This window comes from Paenibacillus sp. FSL E2-0178 (assembly GCF_038593005.1).
GTDB classification, from domain to species: Bacteria; Bacillota; Bacilli; order Paenibacillales; family Paenibacillaceae; genus Paenibacillus_AQ; species Paenibacillus_AQ phytohabitans.
Map to the genome: position 1 here is coordinate 7,792,678 of NZ_CP151953.1, position 19,809 is coordinate 7,812,486.

General features: G+C 52.2%; 13 protein-coding genes. 12 read left to right on the forward strand and 1 reads right to left on the reverse strand.

The features are described 5' to 3' along the window. The first annotated feature begins 52 nt into the window (after window positions 1–52). The 9 genes from MHI42_RS33580 to mglC all read left to right on the forward strand — a co-directional run bounded on the left by MHI42_RS33580 (window position 53) and on the right by mglC (window position 14,584). Complete coding sequence (locus tag MHI42_RS33580; RefSeq protein ID WP_342421981.1) at window positions 53–3,706, forward strand: dynamin family protein; 3,654 nt, start codon at window positions 53–55, stop codon at window positions 3,704–3,706. 148 nt (window positions 3,707–3,854) lie between these two features. After that, entirely contained in the window at window positions 3,855–5,045 is a 1,191-nt protein-coding gene (gene purT / locus MHI42_RS33585; protein ID WP_342424851.1) for a formate-dependent phosphoribosylglycinamide formyltransferase, read from the forward strand. Further along, on the forward strand, window positions 5,035–5,499 hold the full coding sequence (locus MHI42_RS33590) for a GNAT family N-acetyltransferase (RefSeq protein ID WP_042138559.1): 465 nt from the start codon (window positions 5,035–5,037) through the stop codon (window positions 5,497–5,499). The genes purT and MHI42_RS33590 overlap by 11 nt, the downstream gene beginning before the upstream one ends. Before the next feature lie 635 nt (window positions 5,500–6,134). Then, on the forward strand, window positions 6,135–7,784 hold the full coding sequence (locus MHI42_RS33595; RefSeq protein WP_342421982.1) for a response regulator: 1,650 nt from the start codon (window positions 6,135–6,137) through the stop codon (window positions 7,782–7,784). A gap of 3 nt (window positions 7,785–7,787) precedes the next feature. Beyond that, a complete protein-coding gene (locus tag MHI42_RS33600; RefSeq protein WP_342421983.1) occupies window positions 7,788–9,614 on the forward strand; it encodes a sensor histidine kinase in 1,827 nt (608 codons plus the stop codon). Continuing rightward, window positions 9,611–10,633 (forward strand): substrate-binding domain-containing protein, encoded by a 1,023-nt coding sequence (locus tag MHI42_RS33605; protein WP_342421984.1) that lies wholly within the window; start codon window positions 9,611–9,613, stop codon window positions 10,631–10,633. Before MHI42_RS33600 ends, MHI42_RS33605 begins: the two co-directional genes overlap by 4 nt. Before the next feature lie 145 nt (window positions 10,634–10,778). Beyond that, window positions 10,779–11,861 (forward strand): galactose ABC transporter substrate-binding protein, encoded by a 1,083-nt coding sequence (locus MHI42_RS33610; protein WP_342421985.1) that lies wholly within the window; start codon window positions 10,779–10,781, stop codon window positions 11,859–11,861. A gap of 151 nt (window positions 11,862–12,012) precedes the next feature. Beyond that, the gene (locus MHI42_RS33615) at window positions 12,013–13,524 is read left to right on the forward strand and encodes a sugar ABC transporter ATP-binding protein (RefSeq protein WP_171716632.1); all 1,512 of its coding nucleotides are present in this window, start codon (window positions 12,013–12,015) and stop codon (window positions 13,522–13,524) included. A 52-nt stretch (window positions 13,525–13,576) separates the two neighbouring features. After that, window positions 13,577–14,584, forward strand: coding sequence for a galactose/methyl galactoside ABC transporter permease MglC (gene mglC, locus MHI42_RS33620; RefSeq protein ID WP_039307739.1), 1,008 nt, complete (start codon window positions 13,577–13,579; stop codon window positions 14,582–14,584). A 726-nt stretch (window positions 14,585–15,310) separates the two neighbouring features. Here mglC and MHI42_RS33625 read toward each other — a convergent pair. Further along, complete coding sequence (locus tag MHI42_RS33625) at window positions 15,311–16,441, reverse strand: IS4 family transposase (RefSeq protein WP_342421986.1); 1,131 nt, start codon at window positions 16,439–16,441, stop codon at window positions 15,311–15,313. 195 nt (window positions 16,442–16,636) lie between these two features. On the opposite strand from MHI42_RS33625, the gene MHI42_RS33630 reads away from it, so the two are divergent. From MHI42_RS33630 to MHI42_RS33640, 3 genes are all read left to right on the forward strand, one after another. Beyond that, window positions 16,637–17,149: a hypothetical protein gene (locus MHI42_RS33630; RefSeq protein WP_342421987.1), complete on the forward strand. Its 513-nt coding sequence runs from the start codon at window positions 16,637–16,639 to the stop codon at window positions 17,147–17,149. 415 nt (window positions 17,150–17,564) lie between these two features. Continuing rightward, window positions 17,565–19,529, forward strand: coding sequence for a WG repeat-containing protein (locus MHI42_RS33635; protein ID WP_342421988.1), 1,965 nt, complete (start codon window positions 17,565–17,567; stop codon window positions 19,527–19,529). A 15-nt stretch (window positions 19,530–19,544) separates the two neighbouring features. Next, window positions 19,545–19,808 carry a hypothetical protein gene (locus MHI42_RS33640; RefSeq protein ID WP_342421989.1) on the forward strand — a complete coding sequence of 88 codons (264 nt, stop codon included), beginning with the start codon at window positions 19,545–19,547 and terminating at the stop codon, window positions 19,806–19,808. The last annotated feature ends 1 nt before the right edge of the window (window position 19,809 follow it).

The window sequence follows — 19,809 nt, forward strand, 5'->3', positions numbered from 1 at the left end:
CATGTTGTAGATTGCAGAAGGTGGGGTTGTCGTGGGAGCAGAACGGAGCAGGATGAGAGAAGTAATATCCGGTACATCAACGCTTATGCTGCTGAAGCAGCAGCTGGAGAGCTGGGGCGAACAGAATAGTGCACAGATAGCTGCAGATCTGATGCTCAAAGAGCAGGCAGGGGAGCTGACCCTTGCCTTCTGCGGACATTTCTCCGCAGGTAAATCCAGTATGATTAATGGCCTATGCGGAAAAGCAGTGCTGCCTTCAGGTCCGGTTCCGACCAGCGCCAATATCGTATCGATCCGCAGCGGGGCTCCGCGGGTAGTGCTTTATGCAGAGCCGGAGGCACGTGGGAGTTCTGCCCCGGCAATAGAGACTACACCAGACCGGCTGCAGGAGTACTGCCGCCAGGGCGCTGAATATTCAGCGATTGAGGTCTGGGAGGAAGTCCCGCTGCTGGGGAAGCACGGCGTTCTAATGGATACTCCCGGGGTGGATTCCACGGATGAGGGGCATCAGGCAGCGACCCACTCGGCGCTGCATTTGGCTGATGCCGTGTTCTACGTCATGGATTACAACCATGTGCAATCGGAGAATAATCTGGCGTTTGCCAAAAGTCTCAGTGACTGGGGCAAGCCGCTGTACCTTATCATCAACCAGATCGACAAGCACAGAGAACTGGAAATCTCCATAGTGGAATACCGGCAACAAGTGGAAAGCGCTTTCCGTGAATGGGGAATTCATTCCGCGGGTCTGTTGTTCACTTCACTCAAAGTGAAGGATCATCCTCTGAACCAATGGGATAATCTGCTCGCGGTAATTGCAGCTCTGCTGGAGCAGCGCGGAGAACTGCTCGGCTACAGTCTGTCCCGTTCCATGCACCATACGGCAGCTGCGGTGCTTGCGGCTTACCGCGAGGAGCAGCAGGAGGAGCGCTCTCAGTTACTGGAAGCGGCCGGGGGTGCGAATAAGGAAGAGGTGGAGGCAGAGATCCGGGCGGTTTCGCAGGCGGAAGAGCTGCTCGTGCAGCTGCCGGAGCAGATGCGGCTGGAGCTGCGCAGTAAGCTGGATGCCCTGCTTGGCAACAGCAATCTGATGCCAGCCGATGTAAGGGATGCTGCTGGAGCCTATATCGAGAGCAGCAGCCCCGGTTTCCGGCGCGGGTTATTGTTCACCGCGGCGAAGCGGGAGAAGGAGCAGGCAACGCGGCTTCTCCACTGGCACGGGCTTCAGCAGAGAGAGATCACTGCCCAGCTGGAGTGGCATATACTCCAGCTCGTGCGTGACTGGGCTGAAGGCGCAGGGCTGTGGCAGGAAGGGGCGGAGCCGCTGCTGAAGCAGGCGTTCCCGGCGGTGAGCCAGCAGTGGCTGGCGGATCAGGTCAAGCCGGGAACCGGGTCGTCGGGCGAGGCGCTGCTTAATTTCTGCCGCGCGCTTGCGGCAGAGATTAAGGCACAGTTCCGCCGCGCGGCCCTGGCCTTCGGCGAGCAGCTGCTGGCCCAGCTGCCGCCGCTGCTGGACGAGCGGCGCGCGGAGCTCGCGCGCCGCGAAGCGGCCCTGCTGCGGCAGGCGCACGCGCACGCCGCGCTGGCCACCCTGGACCGCGCGGCTGCCGCCCGCGCGGACGAACTCGCGGCGCTGCTGCCGCCGCGCCGTACCCTCACCCCCGGCGTCCTGCCGGAGGTGAGGGCCCTAACGGCTGGCGCGCCTTACGCCGCCAGCCCCGTGAAGCCGCCGCGCAGCGCAGCGGCTTCACACCCCGCCGCCGCAACGTGGGCGGCGGGTACGGCACAGCCGGCGGGCGGGCGCCGCCGGCTGACGCAGGCCGCAGCGGCGCTGCACGCTGCGGCCGGGCTGCTGCGCCGCGAGCCGGCCATGGCCTCGGCTGCGCGCAGCCTGGCGGCGCGGGCGGAGGACCTCGCCGGCGGCCGCTTCACGATGGCGCTGTTCGGAGCATTCAGCGCCGGCAAATCCTCCTTCGCCAACGCCCTGCTGGGCGAAGAAGTGCTGCCCGTGTCTCCGCATCCCGCCACGGCTGCCGTCGGCCGCATTCTGGCCCCGGAGGGCGGATTCGCCCACGCGACTGCGGCCGTGACCATGAAGTCAGCGGATGATTTCTGGGACGATATCCTCCATTCCTTCAGTGTGCTGCAGCTGGCACCACCGCAGCACTCAACCTGGACTGCAGCGGTGGCCCGCCTGCAGACCGGCGGGCTTCATCCGTCCTCGCTGCCGCATGCCGGATTCCTGCGCGCAGCGGCAGCGGGCTGGGAGGAATCCGGCCCGCTGCTCGGAACAGAGCGTACAGTCAGCCTGCAGGAATACCGCAGCCTGGTAGCCGATGAGAAACGGGCCTGCTTCGTGCAGAGTACCGACCTCTATTATGACAGCCCTCTGACACGGAGCGGCATCGTATTGGTTGACACCCCCGGAGCGGATTCCTTACATGCCCGGCATACTGGTGTAACCTTTGGCTACATGAAGAATGCGGATGCGATCTGCTTCGTGACCTACTATAATCATGCCTTCTCCAAAGCCGACCGCAGTCTCCTGGCCCAGCTGGGAAGAATCAAGGACAGCTTTGCCCTGGATAAAATGTTCTTCATCATCAATGCGTCCGACCTCGCTTCAGACGAGGCAGAGCTGGAAGAAGTGAAGCAGCATGTGACGCAGAATCTGCGTGCCGGCGGCCTGACCTCCCCGCGGATCTATGCCTTGTCCAGTCTGCTCGCGCTGGAGGGCAAGTCGCGCGGGGTACGGGAGTCCTACGAGGCTTCCGGATTCAGCAGCTTCGAAGAAGCGCTGTCTGAATTTGCGGGTGAGGAGCTGCCGCGCCTGTCACTGGCGGCGGCGAGGGATAGCCTTAGCTCGGTCCGGCTCCGCGCGGAGGAATGGCAGCATATGGCGCTTATGGCAGCGGACCAGCGGGAAGAAGGGCTCCGGCGGTTCCGGAAGCGCCGGGATGACGCAGGCCTCCGGCTGGCACAGCTTGAGCGGGAAGAGCGGCCCATCCGGGATCTGCGCCGCGAGGGTGAGGAGCTTCTCTATCATGTCCGGCAGCGCCTGTCCTTCTCCTTCGGCCGTTCCTTTCAGGAATCGTTCCATCCCTCTATCCTCCGGGAAGAGGGCGGTCACCTGAAAGACATCTTCATCGCCTGCGGCCGGGAGCTGGAGCGCAGTATCCTGCGTGAACTGGAGCAGGAGCTGTGGGCGACCACCCTGCGGCTGGAGGCGGCAGGGCGCAGGCTGGTAACTCAGGCGGCTGCGGCTGCAGCCGCAGAGCTTTCCATCCCGGGTCAGGAGCTTCAGCTTCTGGAGAATCCAGACGAGCGCTGGCCTGCGCCGGCTAAGCTCGATTGCTCCCTTGCCCCGCTGGATTGGGCAGCACTCTGGAGCCGCTTCAGATCACCGCGTCATTTCTTTGAAGGCCCTGGACGGGCAGACATCCGTACAGCTGCCGAGCACTGGTTCAAAGAAGCTATTGCTGCTGCGGCAGTAAGCCAGGAAGAACGGCTGCTGTCTTTCTATACCGGTGCGGCAGCGGCGGCACTTTCCCTTGCCGCAGAGCAGCTGCGTGAAGGTCTGGCCGAGCAGGAAGCGGCCATGTCGGAACTCCTGAAAGGGGGTGATTCAGCGCAGCACTGGGGCCAAATTGCCGGCGAATTATCGCTCATGGAGCAATCTTTCGTCAATATGGTGGACAGTCATCTGTGAAGTTTGTAGGAAAATGTCGAAGAACGCTTGCAATCTGCTGGTTGATGGATGAAAATAAAGAAGCCTGAAAATTTACAATGAAACTGCGACAATTTACAGAAATAGAGAAGTCGGCAGTCAAATTTGCGAAAAGAGGTTGGAGTCGACAATGTGGGGAGCTCCTTTTTCAGCCCGGAGCAAGAAGCTGCTGCTGCTCGGCAGCGGTGAACTGGGTAAGGAAGTCATTATCGAAGCTCAGCGCCTTGGCGTAGAGACCGTAGCTGTGGATCGTTATGAAGCTGCACCGGCGATGGGTGTAGCCCACCGCTCTTATGTACTGGATATGCTGGATGCAGAGGCACTGAAGCAATTAATCCGTTCAGAGAAACCGGATTTGATTGTCCCCGAGATCGAAGCTATTGCTACCGGAGCGCTGGTGGAACTGGAGGAAGAAGGTTTCCTCGTGGTCCCGACCGCACGTAGCGCTAGACTGACGATGGACCGGGAAGGCATCCGCCGCCTTGCGGCTGAAGAGCTGGGTCTGCCGACCGCCGGATACCGGTTCGCTGACAGTCTGGACGAACTTCGCCTGGCCGTAAGTGAGCTTGGAACACCGTGTGTGATCAAGCCGATTATGAGCTCTTCCGGCAAGGGACAGAGTATTTGCAGGACACCTGAGGATGCCGCAGAATGCTGGAATACGGCTCTGGAAGGAGCACGTGCCAAAGGTACACGCGTCATTGTAGAGGCTTTTGTCACTTTCGAGAGTGAGATTACATTACTTACCGTCCGCTCGGTTAGCGGAACCGTATTTTGTCCGCCGATCGGCCACATCCAGAAGGATGGCGATTATGTGGAATCCTGGCAGCCGCATCAGATGAGTGAAGCGCTGCTTGCCGAAGCACAGTCGATGGCCCGGGCCGTTACGGATGAGCTTGGCGGATATGGGATTTTTGGAGTGGAGCTGTTTCTGACCCCGGACGGGGTACTGTTCAGCGAAGTATCACCCAGACCGCATGACACAGGTATGGTTACAATGATTACGCAGGATTTGTCGGAATTTGCTCTGCATGTCAGAGCCATTCTTGGATTTCCGCTGGAATCGGTACGTTTGTTGACACCGGGTGCTTCAGCTACCCTGAAGGCCGAAGGAACTGGACAAGCTTTTGCGGTAACCGGGATAGATAAGGCACTAACCTTTCCCCGAACGCAAGTCCGTGTATTCGGCAAACCGGAGATCCGCCCTGGACGGCGGATGGCAGTAACACTCAGTTCAGCGGAAGATGTGGAAATCGCGCGGACGACGGCCAAGCAGGCGGCGTCTATGCTAAAAGTGGAGGTATACGAGGATGAACAGTAGTACTCAGGAGCAGGTACTGCAAATTCGCAAATGTGGCATGAATGATCTGGAGAGAGTTACAGCCCTTCTGCGGGAATTCGGCTATCCGACGACGCTTAGCGTGATGAAAGAGAGAATGGAAGGCATGGAGCATGATCCGCTCCACTGCACAATGGTCGCAGAACTCAATAACGAAGTTGTGGGAATGATCGGACTCCGGCAGGTGAAGTCCTATTACAAACATGCAGATTGTATTACGGAAATTACCGCGCTGATCGTATCAGAGGAACTTAGAGGACAGGGCCTTGGCAAAAGACTCGTATCCGCAGCGGAAGAATGGGCACGCCATCAAGGCTGCTGCCAGCTGTTCCTGCGAAGCGGCAACCGCGTCGAACGTGCACCGGCGCATGCTTTTTACCGCCATATCGGATTCGAAAAGACAGCAGGCTACCGCTTTAACAAAGCATTGCTATAATTCCTATACGTAACCGAACATCCCCATCCCGGCATAAGCGGGATGGTTTTTTTTATGCCGGAATACAGAATTTATAAGTCTCACCCGATAACATATCCATCTATTTCCTGCTGAAACGGTATCATCCTTATTCATGATTCACGGCGACAAAGCCGTTTCCTCAAGTAATTAGTGGAAAAAGAGCATTTAAATTTGCCGAAACAGACGTTTCTTGAACAGTAGTTGGAAAAAATACATTTATTCATCCAGCATCCGTCACTTGGTGCCCGAATCAAGGGATTAAGTGTTGTTTTTCCACTTACAATGGTGATGACAGATTATATGATGAAATTAAGTGTCCAAATTCCACTTATTGATCATGAAGCGGGATGGACCGTACCTCACCTATAAGAGTGTGATTCAGGGAATGTAGCGGCGTCAGGCGGTCCGGGGAATTTCATTCTGAAATGGATTTGCACTATGTATGTACATAATATTTACTTGCAATAAATGCATTCAGCCTATATAGTGAATTGCTCCCCGTATTTGACTTGATCCGCTGCTACAGCTTTCATTATTTAAACATAGATTGAGCTTACTGAATCAGCTATTATAATGCTGTAAAACTCCAAACCATATCCGAAGAGGGATGAAGCATGTATAAATTAATTCTCGCCGAAGACGAGGAAGATGTAAGAGAAGGTATTATCGCCCAGATCGACTGGGAGAAATACGGATTCGAAGTGGTGGAACAGGCCGAGAACGGCCGTGAAGCCGCAGATGCGATAGACCGGCTGCTGCCGGATGTGGTGGTTACCGATATCCAGATGCCGTTCATGAACGGACTGCAGCTGGCGGAATGGATCCGCAGCCGTCACCCTAACACGAAGATAATCATTCTGACCGGCTATGATGAATTCGAATATGCCCAGAAGGCGATTAAGCTGCAGATTGATGAATATATTCTTAAGCCCTTCTCTTCCCAGGAGCTAATTGATGTCCTGCTGAAGGTTAGAGCCGCGATTGAGACAGAGATTGCCGAGAAGGAAAATGTATTCGTGCTCAGCGAGCATTACCGCAAGAGCCTGCCCGTGCTGCGTGAGCAGTTCCTGTCCTCCCTGGTGTCACGACGTCTGCGCTCCGCGGAAATTGCCGAGAAAAGCGCAGAATACGGCATCAATCTGAGCGGGGAGTTATTCCAATCCTCTGTTATCAGTATTGATTATATCCGCCCGGACAGAAGCTCCGGCGTTCCTGAGGCGGGGCGGGTATCCCTGCGTGACACCGGAGACCGTAATCTGCAGCTCTTTGCCGTGCTGAACATTGCCGAGGAGATCTGCCAGAAGCACAGCTTCGGCAAGGTGTTCATCCACCGCGATGATGTGGTGCTGCTCTCGGTCAGCCAGGGAACCGATGAGAGCGAAATCACAGGCAGAACCTTCGCTATCCTTGAAGAAATCCGCCAGAATGTACAGCGTTTCCTGAAGCTTACAGTGACTGCTGGTGCAGGAACGGTATGCCGGATGCCGTCCCTGCTGTTCAATTCCTTCGGGGATGCGCTGCAGGCACTGGATTACCGGCTGATTCTCGGCAACAACCGCGTGATCTGGATTGAGGATGTGGAGTCGAGATCCAGCCAGATGCTGGCCTATGATGAGCTGACCCAGCAGTCGCTGATCCGCACGATCAAGCTGGGTACAGTCCAGGAGCTGCGGGAAGTGGTGGACGAGCTGTTCGGGGGACTGGATACGGCGCAGGTCTCGACACAGGATTATCAGATTTTCCTGCTGGAGATCATTACATCGATTCTGCGGGTGGCCAAGGAATCCGGCAGTGAAACGAATGACTTTATCGGCTCCGGCATTTCATCGCTGACCGAGCTCAATAAGTTCAATAATATGGGGGATGCCAAGCAGTGGATTATCACAGTGTGCAGCCGGCTGATGGATACCATTGCCTCTGAGCGGCAGTCAAGCTATAAGCAGCTGATTGACCAGGCCAAGGATTATATCCGGGCCCATTATGAGGAGTCCGATATTTCCATCGGCAAGGTATGCCAGCATCTGCATATCAGCACAGGCTATTTCAGCAGTATTTTCAAGAAAGAAATGAAGATGACCTTTGTCAGCTATCTGCTGCAGATCCGCCTGGAGGCGGCGAAGGAAATGCTGCGCTCGACCGAGCTTAAGGCATTTGAAATCGCCGAGCGGATCGGTTTTGCCGATCCGAATTATTTCAGCTTCTGCTTCCGCAAGAAATACGGACAGTCACCCAAAGAGTATAAGAACAGCTCGCGGGGAGGATAACTCATGACCAAGCCGAAGGGTACTTTCTTTCCGCTTCGCCCGCAGCCCCGCAAGAGAGGCAAAATCCGCCTGTCTTCCAAGCTGCGGAGCATCCAGCTCATCATTACTCTGACCTTCACTGCGATAACGGTAGCCGTTGCAGTGATCGTCAGCATTATGCTCTACGGCAAGTTTGCCAACACGGCGGAGGAGAATGCGAATCTCAACATGCAGCAGATTATCGAGCAGGTGAATTATAATCTGGAGCTGTATGTTAAAGGGATGGGCAGCATTTTTGAGACGGCGGAGAAGCAGATCACCACGAGTCAATCCATTGACTCTCCGCTGCTCTATGAACGCATGGACACACTGATGAGCAGCCGTGAGGACCTGGTATCCATGGCTGTTTTTACACCGCAGGGCAAATATGTAGTAGGTACGCCTGGTCAAAGCATGCGCCTGAACACTCAGCTGGAGAGCCAGAGCTGGTTCACCACGGCCAAGCGGACCTCGGAGATATCCTACTCAGCCCCGCATATTCAGAATTTATTCAAGGGACGGTATACCTGGGTCGTATCGATCAGCAAAATGATTCAGTACAGGGAGAAGGGCGAGCTGAAAACCGGTGTCCTGCTGCTGGATTTCAATTTCAGGACGATTGATGAGCTGAGCCGGCAAGTGAAGCTCGGTAAAAGAGGATACGCTTACATTCTCGATCCGCTAGGGAATATCGTCTACCATCCGCAGCAGCAGCTGATCTATGCCGGCCTCAAATATGAGAATGTGGAGCCGGTGCTGGAATATGCCTTCCGCAGCTATCTGGATGAGTCGACCGGAGAGAAGCGGTTTATTACCGTGCGTACATTGGCCCAGACCGGCTGGAAGATCGTCGGGGTCGCTTACTACGATGAGATTGTCACGACCAAACGCGACCTGAACCAATTTCTGTCCTGGTTCCTCGCAGTTGTCCTGGTGTGTGTGGTTGCCGTATCTGTGTTCCTGTCCTGGCTGATTGCCAGTCCGATCCGCAAGCTGGAGCGCACGGTTAAGCAGGTGGGCGAGGGAGACCTCAATACCCCGATTAATGTCAGCGGCGCCTATGAGGTGGAACAGCTGTCCAAACGCTTCAATATGATGCTCCAGCGTATCCGGCAGCTGATGGATCAGATCATCTATGAGCAGGAGACCAAACGCAAAGGTGAGCTAGAAGTCCTGCAGTCGCAGATCAACCCTCATTTTCTATACAATACACTGAATTCGGTCATCCGGCTGGCAGAACGCGGCAAAACGGATGAGGTCGTCACGATGATTCAGTCCCTTTCGAAATTTTTCCGGATCAGTCTGAGCAAGGGCAAGAATATTATTACTATCCAGGAGGAGCTGGATCATATCCGCCATTACCTGGTGATTCAGAGCTTCCGTTTCAAAAATAAGTTCCGTTACGAAATAACGGCACAGGATGAAGTATTGCAGTACCAGACGGTTAAGCTGATCCTGCAGCCAATCGTTGAGAATGCACTTTACCATGGGATCGAAATGATGCCGGATGAAGGGCTGATCTCCATCAGCGCAGAGCTTAAGGACGGGCTCATTATTATCAAGGTCAGTGACAACGGTCTCGGGATGTCCGTAGAAACGATGAACGTGATTCTTAGCGGAGGCGTCAAAAGCGGAAGCGGCTCAGGCGTAGGCGTACGGAATGTTCATGAACGGATCGGCTTATATTATGGCCGCGAATATGGACTAACCTTTCAGAGTGAAATTGAAGAAGGTACTATCGTCACCATTGTGTTCCCTGCCCGGCTGGCCGGAGAAGACATGGATGAGCAGAAGGAGGAGACCAACCGGTGAGAAGCATACGTTTTTGGCTGACCTTGCTGCTATGCGGGGTGCTCTGGATCTCCGTGTCCTCCTGCTTTAATTCGTCGCCTGCTTATATCAATACGAGCAAGACACGTAATATCCACCTGATTGTCAAGATGAACAAGGGGGATTACTGGAATACAGTGAAGCTGGGTGCGGAAGCAGCAGCGAAGGAATTCAATGTCAAGCTGACGTTCAAAGCGCCGGACTCGGAAAGTGATATCGATGAGCAGGTGGGGATGGTGGAGGACTCCATTAAGGAGAAAGCGGATGTTATTATTCTCGCTGCCAGCAGCTATATGGGATTAGCCCAGGTCGTAGACCAGGCTGCATATTACAAAATCCCGGTGATTTCAGTGGATGCGGAAGTCGGATCGGCCAGGGTTCAAGCCTATGTAGGTTCGAATGGTTATGAAGCCGGACAGAAGTCCGCGGAGCGGCTGATCCAGCTTTTGCAGGGATATGGCGAGATCGGAATTATTAACTTCACCAATTCCTCCTTGAATGTTGCGCCGGACTCCAGCGGCAGCATTGATTACGGGGCCAGGGATGCGGATGAGCGCGAGAAAGGATTCCTCAATTACGCAGCCCGTTATCCGAATGTCAAAGTGGTGCAGATCTCCTACACTTCCTCAAGCACGGTGGAGGCCGAAACCCTGACCCGGGAGATGCTGGAGAAGCATCCTAATCTGCGCGGGATTGCCACGTTGAATGAAATTGCTTCCCAGGGAGCAGCCAAAGTAATACAAAGCTTAAGATTGGACAACATAAAGATGGTTGCGTTTGACAGTTCCCCCTCCATGATGGAATCGCTGCAGGATGGCACGGTGCAGGCGACCGTGATCCAGAACCCTTTCAGCAACGGGTATTTAGCCGTGAAATACGCCGTAGAAGCGCTTGAGGGTGCGACTATTCCGGAGCGGGTGGACACAGGCACCAAGCTGATTGATCTGGAGAATATGCTGTGGCCCGAGAACCAGAAGCTGCTGTTCCCGTTTGTCAGATAGGAGAAAATCAGATTTTAAACATTAGAATTTTCATGAAAATGAGTAGTATTTTATATTCGCAACCGTTTTCATGTAGGGCATAATAAGGATGTACCCGGGACACACCGGGATAACAAAAGAAATATCCTCAGGAGGTCAATTGATTATGAAAAAAATCACTTCCGTTTTACTTGCTAGTGCATTGCTGGGTGCTGCTCTCGCAGGCTGCGGCGGCAACAACAACAACGCTGCTGACACTGGTAACAAAGCTAACACAGGCAACGCTGCTGCAACAGCAAACTCCGGTTCCGCTGCTGAAACTCCAAAGGTTGGCGTAGCGATCTACAAATTTGATGATACTTTCATGACGGGTGTCCGTAACGCCATCGATACTGCAGCCAAAGGCATCGCTACTGTAGATATCGTAGACAGCCAGAATTCCCAGCCTACACAAAATGACAAGGTGGATTTGTTCGTCACCAAAAAATATGACGGCATGCTGATCAACCCGGTTGACCGCACAGCTGCAGGCGTTATCATCGACAAAGCAAAAACAGCTGACATTCCGGTTGTCTTCCTGAACCGCGAACCGCTTCCCGAAGATATGAAGAAATGGGATAAAGTTTACTATGTAGGCGCGAAAGCAGAAGAGTCCGGCACAATGTCCGGCCAGCTGATCGTTGACTACTGGAAGGCTCACCCTGAAGCTGACAAGAACGGCGACGGCGTGCTGCAGTACGTAATGCTCAAAGGCGAACCTGGACACCAGGATGCTGAGCTGCGTACTACTTACTCCATCCAGGCTATCGAAGATGCAGGCATCAAGGTTGAGAAATTGGCTGAAGATACTGCAATGTGGGATCGCGTAAAAGGACAGGAAAAAATGGCAGCCTTCCTCGGCTCCCACGGCGACAAGATTGAAGCCGTTCTTGCCAACAACGATGACATGGCACTCGGTGCAATCGAAGCTCTGAAAGCTCAAGGGTACTTCTCAGGAGACAAATACATGCCGGTTGTAGGCGTTGACGCGACTGCTCCAGCGGTTCAAGCGCTGCAAGACGGAACGATGCTCGGTACTGTACTGAACGATGCCAACAACCAGGGTAAAGCGGCAATCGTCCTGGCTTCCCTGCTGGCAAAAGGCGAAACACCTACCAAAGAAACTGTAGGCTTCGACATCACTGACAACCAATACGTATGGATCTCCTACAAAAAGATCACTAAAGACAACGTAGCTGACGCTCAATAATAGTTAGATTGCTCCAGATACAGATAAGCTTCATAAACAAAAATCCCGGAGGGCGGTCACCCGCTCTCCGGAATTCCTTTCGGGTAGGGAACAGGATGGAACCGCTGTGCCTCTCATGGAAAAAGAAAAAAAGCGTAGGGGGCGTAACAACATGGCAAATGCTGAGTTTTTGCTGGAAATGAACGGCATTACTAAAGAATTTCCCGGCGTTAAGGCGCTGGACGGAGTCAGCATAAAGGTTAGACCGGGTTCGGTTCATGCACTTATGGGCGAGAACGGCGCAGGCAAGTCGACACTGATGAAATGTCTCTTTGGAATCTATTCACCGGATGCCGGTGAGATCTTCCTGGATGGCCAGAAGGCCACCATCTCTAACTCCAACGATGCACTTAAGCACGGAATTTCAATGATTCACCAGGAGCTGCACCCGGTACCTTTCCGCAGTGTCATGGAGAACATCTGGCTAGGACGTTTTCCGACCAAGGGCATCGGGCCGATTCAGTTCATTGACCACAAAAAAATGTTCACGGACACGGAAAATTTATTTAAAGATCTGGATATCGATCTGAATCCCGAAACTTTGGTGGGCAAGCTGTCCGTATCCAAGGTCCAATCCATTGAAATCGCGAAGGCTGTCTCTTTTCATTCACGCGTCATTGTCATGGATGAACCAACCTCTTCCTTAACCAGTGTAGAAGTTGAGCATTTGTTCCGGATTATCCGGGATCTGCAAAAAAGAGGCGTAGCTATTATCTATATATCTCACAAGATGGAAGAAATTCTTGAAATCTCTGATGAAGTAACCATCATGCGTGACGGTAAAAAGATCGGTACCTGGCCGTCGGCCGAGCTTACCACGGATCTGATTATCTCCAAAATGGTCGGCCGTGACCTTACTAACCGCTTCCCTGAGCGCACTAATGTTCCAGGCGAAGTCTATATGAAGGTGGAAGGCTTGACTTCACCGGAGCCAAGATCCTTTAAGGATGTATCCTTTGAGCTGAGACGCGGTGAAATTCTCGGTGTCGGCGGTCTTGTCGGTGCGCAGAGAACAGAGGTTATTGAAGCATTATTCGGACTCCGCGCCATTAAATCCGGCTCGATCTCAATTGAAGGCAAGAAGGTGAAGATCAATTCGCCGCAGGATGCCAAGAAACATGGCCTGGCGCTGTTAACCGAGGAACGCCGTGTAACCGGTATCTTCCCGGTACTGTCCGTTCATGAGAACGGTGCAATCGCCAACCTTGACCATTATAAGACGCCTTACTTCCTGCTGAACGGCAGAAAGAAGAAAGTTGAAGTCGATAAAATGATTGAGAAGCTGCGCACCAAGACACCAACCACCAAAACGCAGATTATGAATCTCTCCGGCGGTAACCAGCAGAAGGTGCTACTGGCCAGATGGCTGCTTACAGAGCCTGAAGTCCTGCTGCTGGATGAGCCGACACGCGGAATTGACGTGGGTGCCAAATTCGAAATCTATACCATCATTGCCGACCTGGCCAAGCAGGGGAAGAGCATTATCATGATTTCTTCGGAAATGCCTGAGCTGCTGGGGATGTCTGACCGTGTAATGGTGATGTCGGAAGGACGGCTTACAGGAATACTAGAAGGCGAGCAAGCTACGGAAACCGAAGTTATGCGTCTCGCTGCACAGCATTAAGGAGTACGGATAGGAGAATATGCTCGCGTAATTTTAAGGGGGATCACTACTAATGAACGTTAAAAAAGCTCAGTCCTTTGTGACTCAAAACGCAATTTACATCGTGCTGGTACTGCTGATTATGGGGATCATCATATATGAACCAAGCTTCATGTCCATCAACACCCTGCGTGACGTACTGATTCAGTCGTCTACACGCGTTATCATCGCGCTTGGGGTTGCCTTTATCCTCATCACAGCCGGTACCGACTTGTCGGCAGGCCGCGTGGTTGGTTTCACAGCGGTTATCTCCGCATCCATGCTGCAGATACCGGATTATTCACGCCGCTTCTTCCCTGATCTGCCGCAAGTACAGGTATGGTTGCCCATCCTGATTGCTATTGTTGCCGGTCTGCTCTGTGGTCTCATCAACGGGGTTATCGTCTCCAAGCTCAACGTTCCGCCATTTATCGCAACCCTGGGCACCATGCTTATCGTGTACGGTTTGAACTCCCTGTACTTCGATATGGACCCTAACCAATCCCAGCCTATCGGCGGTCTGCGTCCTGACTTCACCAAAATCGGCTCCGGCTTTATCGGCAGTGGCCAATATTCAATACCTTACATTGTCCTCATAGCCCTGGCGGTCGCGGCCGTCGTGTGGGTGCTGTTCAACAAAACGAAGCTGGGCAAAAACATGTACGCTATCGGCGGCAACATGCAGGCTGCCAAGGTTTCCGGTATCAATGTATCCAAGAACCTGATCTACATCTACGCTATCGCTGGTGCCCTTTACGGTCTGGCAGGTGTGCTTGAAGCTGCAAGAACAGGCGGCGCTACCAACAACTATGGTAACATGTACGAGCTTGACGCCATCGCGGCTTGCGTAGTCGGCGGCGTATCCACTACCGGCGGTATCGGTACAGTTCCAGGTGTTCTGGTCGGTGTTATCATCTTCACCCTGATCAACTACGGTCTGACCTTCATCGGCATCAGCCCTTACTACCAGCTGATCATCAAAGGCCTTATCATCATCGCCGCTGTATCGTTCGATATGCGTAAATATTCTTCGAAGAAATAATTGTGGTTCGGTGATTAGCCGTAACTGCGAATGTTTGGACTTCCGGGTGCTGGTGCACCCGGAGTTTTTGCGTTCAATGCTCTATGTAAGATGAACTGTGGAACCTGGGGATAAGGCTTGGCCGTAACTGCGGTGAGTTTTGGACTTCCGGCCGCTGTTGTCTGCAGATTTCTTGGTTTAAACCGCTCATCGCGGTAGAAATCCGCAGACAAAGGCGGTCGCTATCGCTCCTACAGTTCCAAAATCCCCTCCGTTACTTTCCCTTTTTATCAGCTTAACAGTTCAAATTTCATCTTACATTTCGATTGAATGCAAGGACTCTCCGGGTGCTGCCGCTCCTCCAGTTCCAAACTTTACCTTCGTTACTCCCATCACCTCACCCAGGTGGGGGTGGTGCAAATTAAGCGTTTGCGGTATTTCGCAAACGTCTTTTGCTTGGGGCTTGTTGATTTTGTCGCAACGTTGCTCCAAAACCATGCCCAATATCTCCACGCTTAAGTGTGCAGCAAACCCCAAAAGTAACCAGTTGTATAAATGTTGTACGTAGTACAACTCGGAAGCATAAATATATAGGTGTTCGGGCGGATTGTTGTACGAAATACAATAATTTTCTTGAAAATCTCCTTGAAGAAGACGGAATGATGTATTTCGTACAACAATTTTGGATTTAAGGGTGGTATGATGAGCAAAATGTTGTATTTAGTGCAGGCCTGTTGATTCCCCATATTATGGAATGGATATAATTTCCAAAACGCTCTTGTTCCTGAGTAGACTCAGTTGAACCTGCCACTCCAGCGGAAGACTAAATATACGCCAATGCTGCATAAATTCCCAAAGGGTCAGTTGAGCAAAGGCAGGCACGTTGGGGTGGATTTCATCATAAACGCGTCTCAGAAGCACATAGACAGCAAGGGCCACAAACAATTGGCTGTATACTGCATTTTCGGTGGTTCCAAATAGACATGGCACGTTCAGATGCTGTTTAATCCAGCGGAAAAAGACTTCAATTTCCCAGCGTGTCTTGTAGATTTCAGCGATTACATGAGCGGACTCTTTTCTCAAATCGGTCACGACCCGTACGACTTCCCCCCGGTCATTTTCAAATTCTACGACCCGGTGGCGCTGAGCGGATTGGCACTTCCCTTGACCGATATAGCAAGTCATATCACGAACAATTTTCGTTTCTCCCTCTGCGGGTCGCTGGAGGTTTCTCGGCTTCACCAAATGGAGATTGTCTTTGAGTCGAATCACAAACGACTGGCCCTGGAGCACATATTGATCCAATCTGCTAATTTTTCCATACGCCCGATCCTGTACCAAAATGTAGTCCGTATCTGCCAAAACTTCTCCAAACGGAGCGTCATTGCGCTTCGCAATCGATTCCTCCACGTTCACGGGTAAACGCTGACCTTGCGAAAGAGCGACATGCAGCTTAATGCCCCCTCTAAATTTTTTGTATGAGGCCCAAGGCATTCGGGAGTTCGCCGCCGTGACCGTAGTCGAGTCAATCAGCAGAAGATCTTTAGGCACATTCAAATGCCGCCGGGTTTGACGGTTACATTTCTTGACGAGCAGTTGAAAGATACATTTGAAGATTTCGTAAGGGACTTCACCGGCCTTGCCGGAAAGGGTGGAGTAATGAATCTCAGGCAAGTCAAAGTTTGGGCCTAAGCGGGCACTTTGCCGGAAGCCGTCCCATTTGTGGTAGCAGGCTTGGACAAAGTAATCGAGTAGCAGCCCGACGGTCATTTTGGTTCCTCTATCCACGTAGTCCTTGGTTTGTCCAGTCACCATTTGGACTTCTTCCGGTGTTAATACTTGTTTGAAAACGGCTAAAAATGGGGTATATTTATTCATGAGGTCGCCTCATTTCGGTTTGGTTTGGTCGTACTTACCATTACCCGAAATGGCGGCCTTTTTCGTCCCTTTTTTTGGGAAATCAACACGCCTATATTTAGTGCAAGATTTTTAATAATAACGAGCGGGTTACTCATTTAAAAATCTTAAATTTAGGCATTAACTTAGGATAAATCGTGGAACAGGGTGAAGCGCATGGGTCAGGAATCTTATCATTTTCTGATGTTTGATAAAAGAAATCAGGCGATTGTGGCACCAGATGAATACGGGGATAATATATTAGACATCGTTGGCGGATTTGTTGTAGGCAATTCATTCCTTGAAACCGCGGAAATTATTTCCTCCATTCTGAATGTCGGCACATATACACCATTAGATTTACATCGTTACCAAAGTACTAGGTGCTATTACACTCTTGATGATAGTAATTGCATTATAGAAATAGAGATGAACTGTGGTGAATTAGCGGAGCAGGTCGAAGAGATTTCAATCAGATTTGCTGTTAGCAATCCTATTGAAACCTATGAGAAAACAATTGGACTTTGCAAATTATTATGTGAGAAGCATTTTGGAACTGGATCAGGGACCAAAATAAAAGTTAGTTGGAAATTTTCAACGAAACAGCCAGCAAGCGCAGCTACTATACCATATTTCACCAGTGATAGGGCAGGCGAAGCAGCCCTTGAACATCCGGCTAACACCCTCTGAAAGGGTGTTTTTGTGCTGCTCTTAGGGTTGCAGTTTATGCCTTTGATGTAGTTTGTGCCTGTGACCTTGGTTTTGCTGAAGAAAGGTGGAGAGTAACGGAGGGGAAGTTTGAACTGGAGGAGCGGAAGCGTCCGCCTTTGTCTCCGGATTTCCACCGCGTTATAGCGGTTCAAATCAAGAAATCTGGAGACAACAGCGGCCGGAAGTCCAAACATTCACCGCAGTTACGGCCGCACCTTTCCTAGTTTGCTTTAAGCCCTCATGCTCCTAACGCATTCCACGCTCTCCACGCACTCCACGCACTCCACGCACACGCTCATACACACGCGTATCGGCAGCTCTGGGCACATAAACACCCTTTCCCCCTCACTCTCATATTCTATAGGCAAATGCCTTTGTAAGGGAGAGCGACTGAATGCTGAGGATTAAGCTGAACGAGCTGGGAAAAGAGAATGACAATGGTCTGATTCAGACGGAGGTATGGCGGTGGGACGGAATCGGCTGGAATGAGGTTATTCCGCAGCAGGAGGAGGATTTCATCCGTGCGGATGATGATCTGTTCGTGACGATCCCGGCAGAGGCGGGATTATACCGTGTAGACTACTCCAAAAAGCCGCTGGAGGCGCTTATCGTGCTTCCGGAGGTAGATGCCAGCGGGCTGCGGGCAGAGCTGCTGCATCCGGCTCCTTTTAAGCTTAAAGACGGAACACTGTGGGGCTACATTAATAACGACGGACGGACTGTGATCGAGCCCAGATACGACTATGCGGAGGATTTCCAGGAGAATGGCCTGGCGGTAGTGCAGCGCAAGAATTACAGCGGCCTGATTGACAGCTCCGGGCGGGAGAAAGTCAAACCGCTATATTCCTTTATTGCTCCGTTTGCCGAAGGGCGGGCTGTGGTTTCGGATGCCAAGGGCTATACTTTTATTGATGAAAAAGGCAAAGAGGTCACGTCCGCGCGGTATGACTATCTGAATTCGCTGCATGAAGGCCGCGCGCTGTTCTCCAAGCAGAATACAACCGGGGGGAACTCATACTACGGATATCTGGATGCCCAAGGCAAAGAGGTGCTGCCAGCGGTGTATCTGGATGCCGGGGATTTCAATGACGGAACGGCTCTGGTCAAAGTCGCTGAGGGGGAGTACGCGCTGATTGATCCCCAGGGAACGGTGCTGCATACGTATAAATATCCATTCGTGGGGTATCCGGGGGAAGGTCTGCTTGCTTTTCAAGCTACGGAGAACGGGAAATACGGTTACCTCCATACAGACGGCAGCATTGCCATCCAGCCGCAGTTTACGGCAGCCTTGCCTTTCTCGGAAGGGCGTGCGGTAATCAACACAGCTGAGGACTACGGTAATGCATACGGTCTGATCGACAAGCAGGGCAAAGCCATTATTCCGGCGACTTACTATGAAGTCCAGCAGCTGGGTGAGAACCGGGTTGCGCTGGGAACTCCGCTTTATGCCGATCAGCCGTACCGGGGTTCACGTTATGTGATTGCCGATGCGCTTACAGGCAGAATTCTCAGTACCCATCCGCTGCTCGGGGTGAACAATTATCAGAACGGGCTTGCGTCGGTGTATGATGCCAAGGATACCTATTTTATCGATAAAAGCGGTAAAAAAGCTGCCCAGCCGCCGGTCATTGCCGGCTCAGGATCTCTATCCTTCAGCGGCAACCTGATCCGAGCGGATGTTGACCAGCGTACTGCCTACTATGACCGCAGAGGCAAGCAGGTATGGCGGCAAAATGGGGTCATTCCGCTCAGACCTCCGTACTCCGTGCTGGAGAAGAAATATAAACCGAACAGGGATTACCTGGTCTACTATCCGGTAGTAGAAGGAATTGCTGTCGCTGAGATATCCAAATCAGTCAATGATAAGCTGCGCAGTCTCTCTCTCGCAGAGGGTGCAGGAACTGGAGGAGCGGGGCAGGATTTCAGCTATACGGGGGACTTTGCCGTATCCTTCTTCCGCAAAAACCTGCTGGTACTGGAGCTCAGCGGATACCGCTTTCCGTTTGGAGCGGCACATGGAATGCCGACTATGATCTATGAGCATATCAATTTGCGCACCGGCAAATTTTACACGCTGAGTGATCTGTTCAAGCCTGGAAGCAAATATGTGCAGAAACTCAGTGATATTGTCGGAAAACAGATTGCGAATGATCCGCAGTATTCTTATGTTTTTCCGGATACGTACAAAGGCATTACGGCTGACCAGCCCTTTTATGTGGATGGCGAAGCGCTGTATCTCTATTTTGCCCCTTATGAAATTGCTCCGTATGCTGCGGGCTTTCCTACTTTCCGGATTCCGTATGCCGAAATTATGGGCCTGATCTCGACTGAAGGGGAATTCTGGCAGTCCTTTCATTAAGCGGGGGGCCGGTGAATGCCGATATTAATTGTAAGAACAAGCGACCGTCCTGAAGAGGACGGTTTCTTAAATATAAGAATATATATGCTTCGCGTTATAAAGTATCCTTTTATCTCTCGTGGAAACGGCACCGTGCTTATTAAAGGACGGCAAAGCCGTTTCCACATGTTTGAACAGAAGTGGACAAGCCTCAGCCGTGAAGAAAAATGTCATAATTTAGAAGCGCACAGCCGGATTTTTTATGTTACAATGACTGAGGAACAAATTACAACTTTGTAAC

Coding starts and splice junctions, on each gene's coding strand:
- MHI42_RS33580 (WP_342421981.1), top strand. CDS start 53: ATGAGAGAAGTAATATCCGGTACATCAACGCTTATGCTGCTGAAGCAG.
- purT (WP_342424851.1), top strand. CDS start 3,855: ATGTGGGGAGCTCCTTTTTCAGCCCGGAGCAAGAAGCTGCTGCTGCTC.
- MHI42_RS33590 (WP_042138559.1), top strand. CDS start 5,035: ATGAACAGTAGTACTCAGGAGCAGGTACTGCAAATTCGCAAATGTGGC.
- MHI42_RS33595 (WP_342421982.1), top strand. CDS start 6,135: ATGTATAAATTAATTCTCGCCGAAGACGAGGAAGATGTAAGAGAAGGT.
- MHI42_RS33600 (WP_342421983.1), top strand. CDS start 7,788: ATGACCAAGCCGAAGGGTACTTTCTTTCCGCTTCGCCCGCAGCCCCGC.
- MHI42_RS33610 (WP_342421985.1), top strand. CDS start 10,779: ATGAAAAAAATCACTTCCGTTTTACTTGCTAGTGCATTGCTGGGTGCT.
- MHI42_RS33615 (WP_171716632.1), top strand. CDS start 12,013: ATGGCAAATGCTGAGTTTTTGCTGGAAATGAACGGCATTACTAAAGAA.
- mglC (WP_039307739.1), top strand. CDS start 13,577: ATGAACGTTAAAAAAGCTCAGTCCTTTGTGACTCAAAACGCAATTTAC.
- MHI42_RS33625 (WP_342421986.1), bottom strand. CDS start 16,441: ATGAATAAATATACCCCATTTTTAGCCGTTTTCAAACAAGTATTAACA.
- MHI42_RS33630 (WP_342421987.1), top strand. CDS start 16,637: ATGGGTCAGGAATCTTATCATTTTCTGATGTTTGATAAAAGAAATCAG.
- MHI42_RS33635 (WP_342421988.1), top strand. CDS start 17,565: ATGCTGAGGATTAAGCTGAACGAGCTGGGAAAAGAGAATGACAATGGT.
- MHI42_RS33640 (WP_342421989.1), top strand. CDS start 19,545: ATGCCGATATTAATTGTAAGAACAAGCGACCGTCCTGAAGAGGACGGT.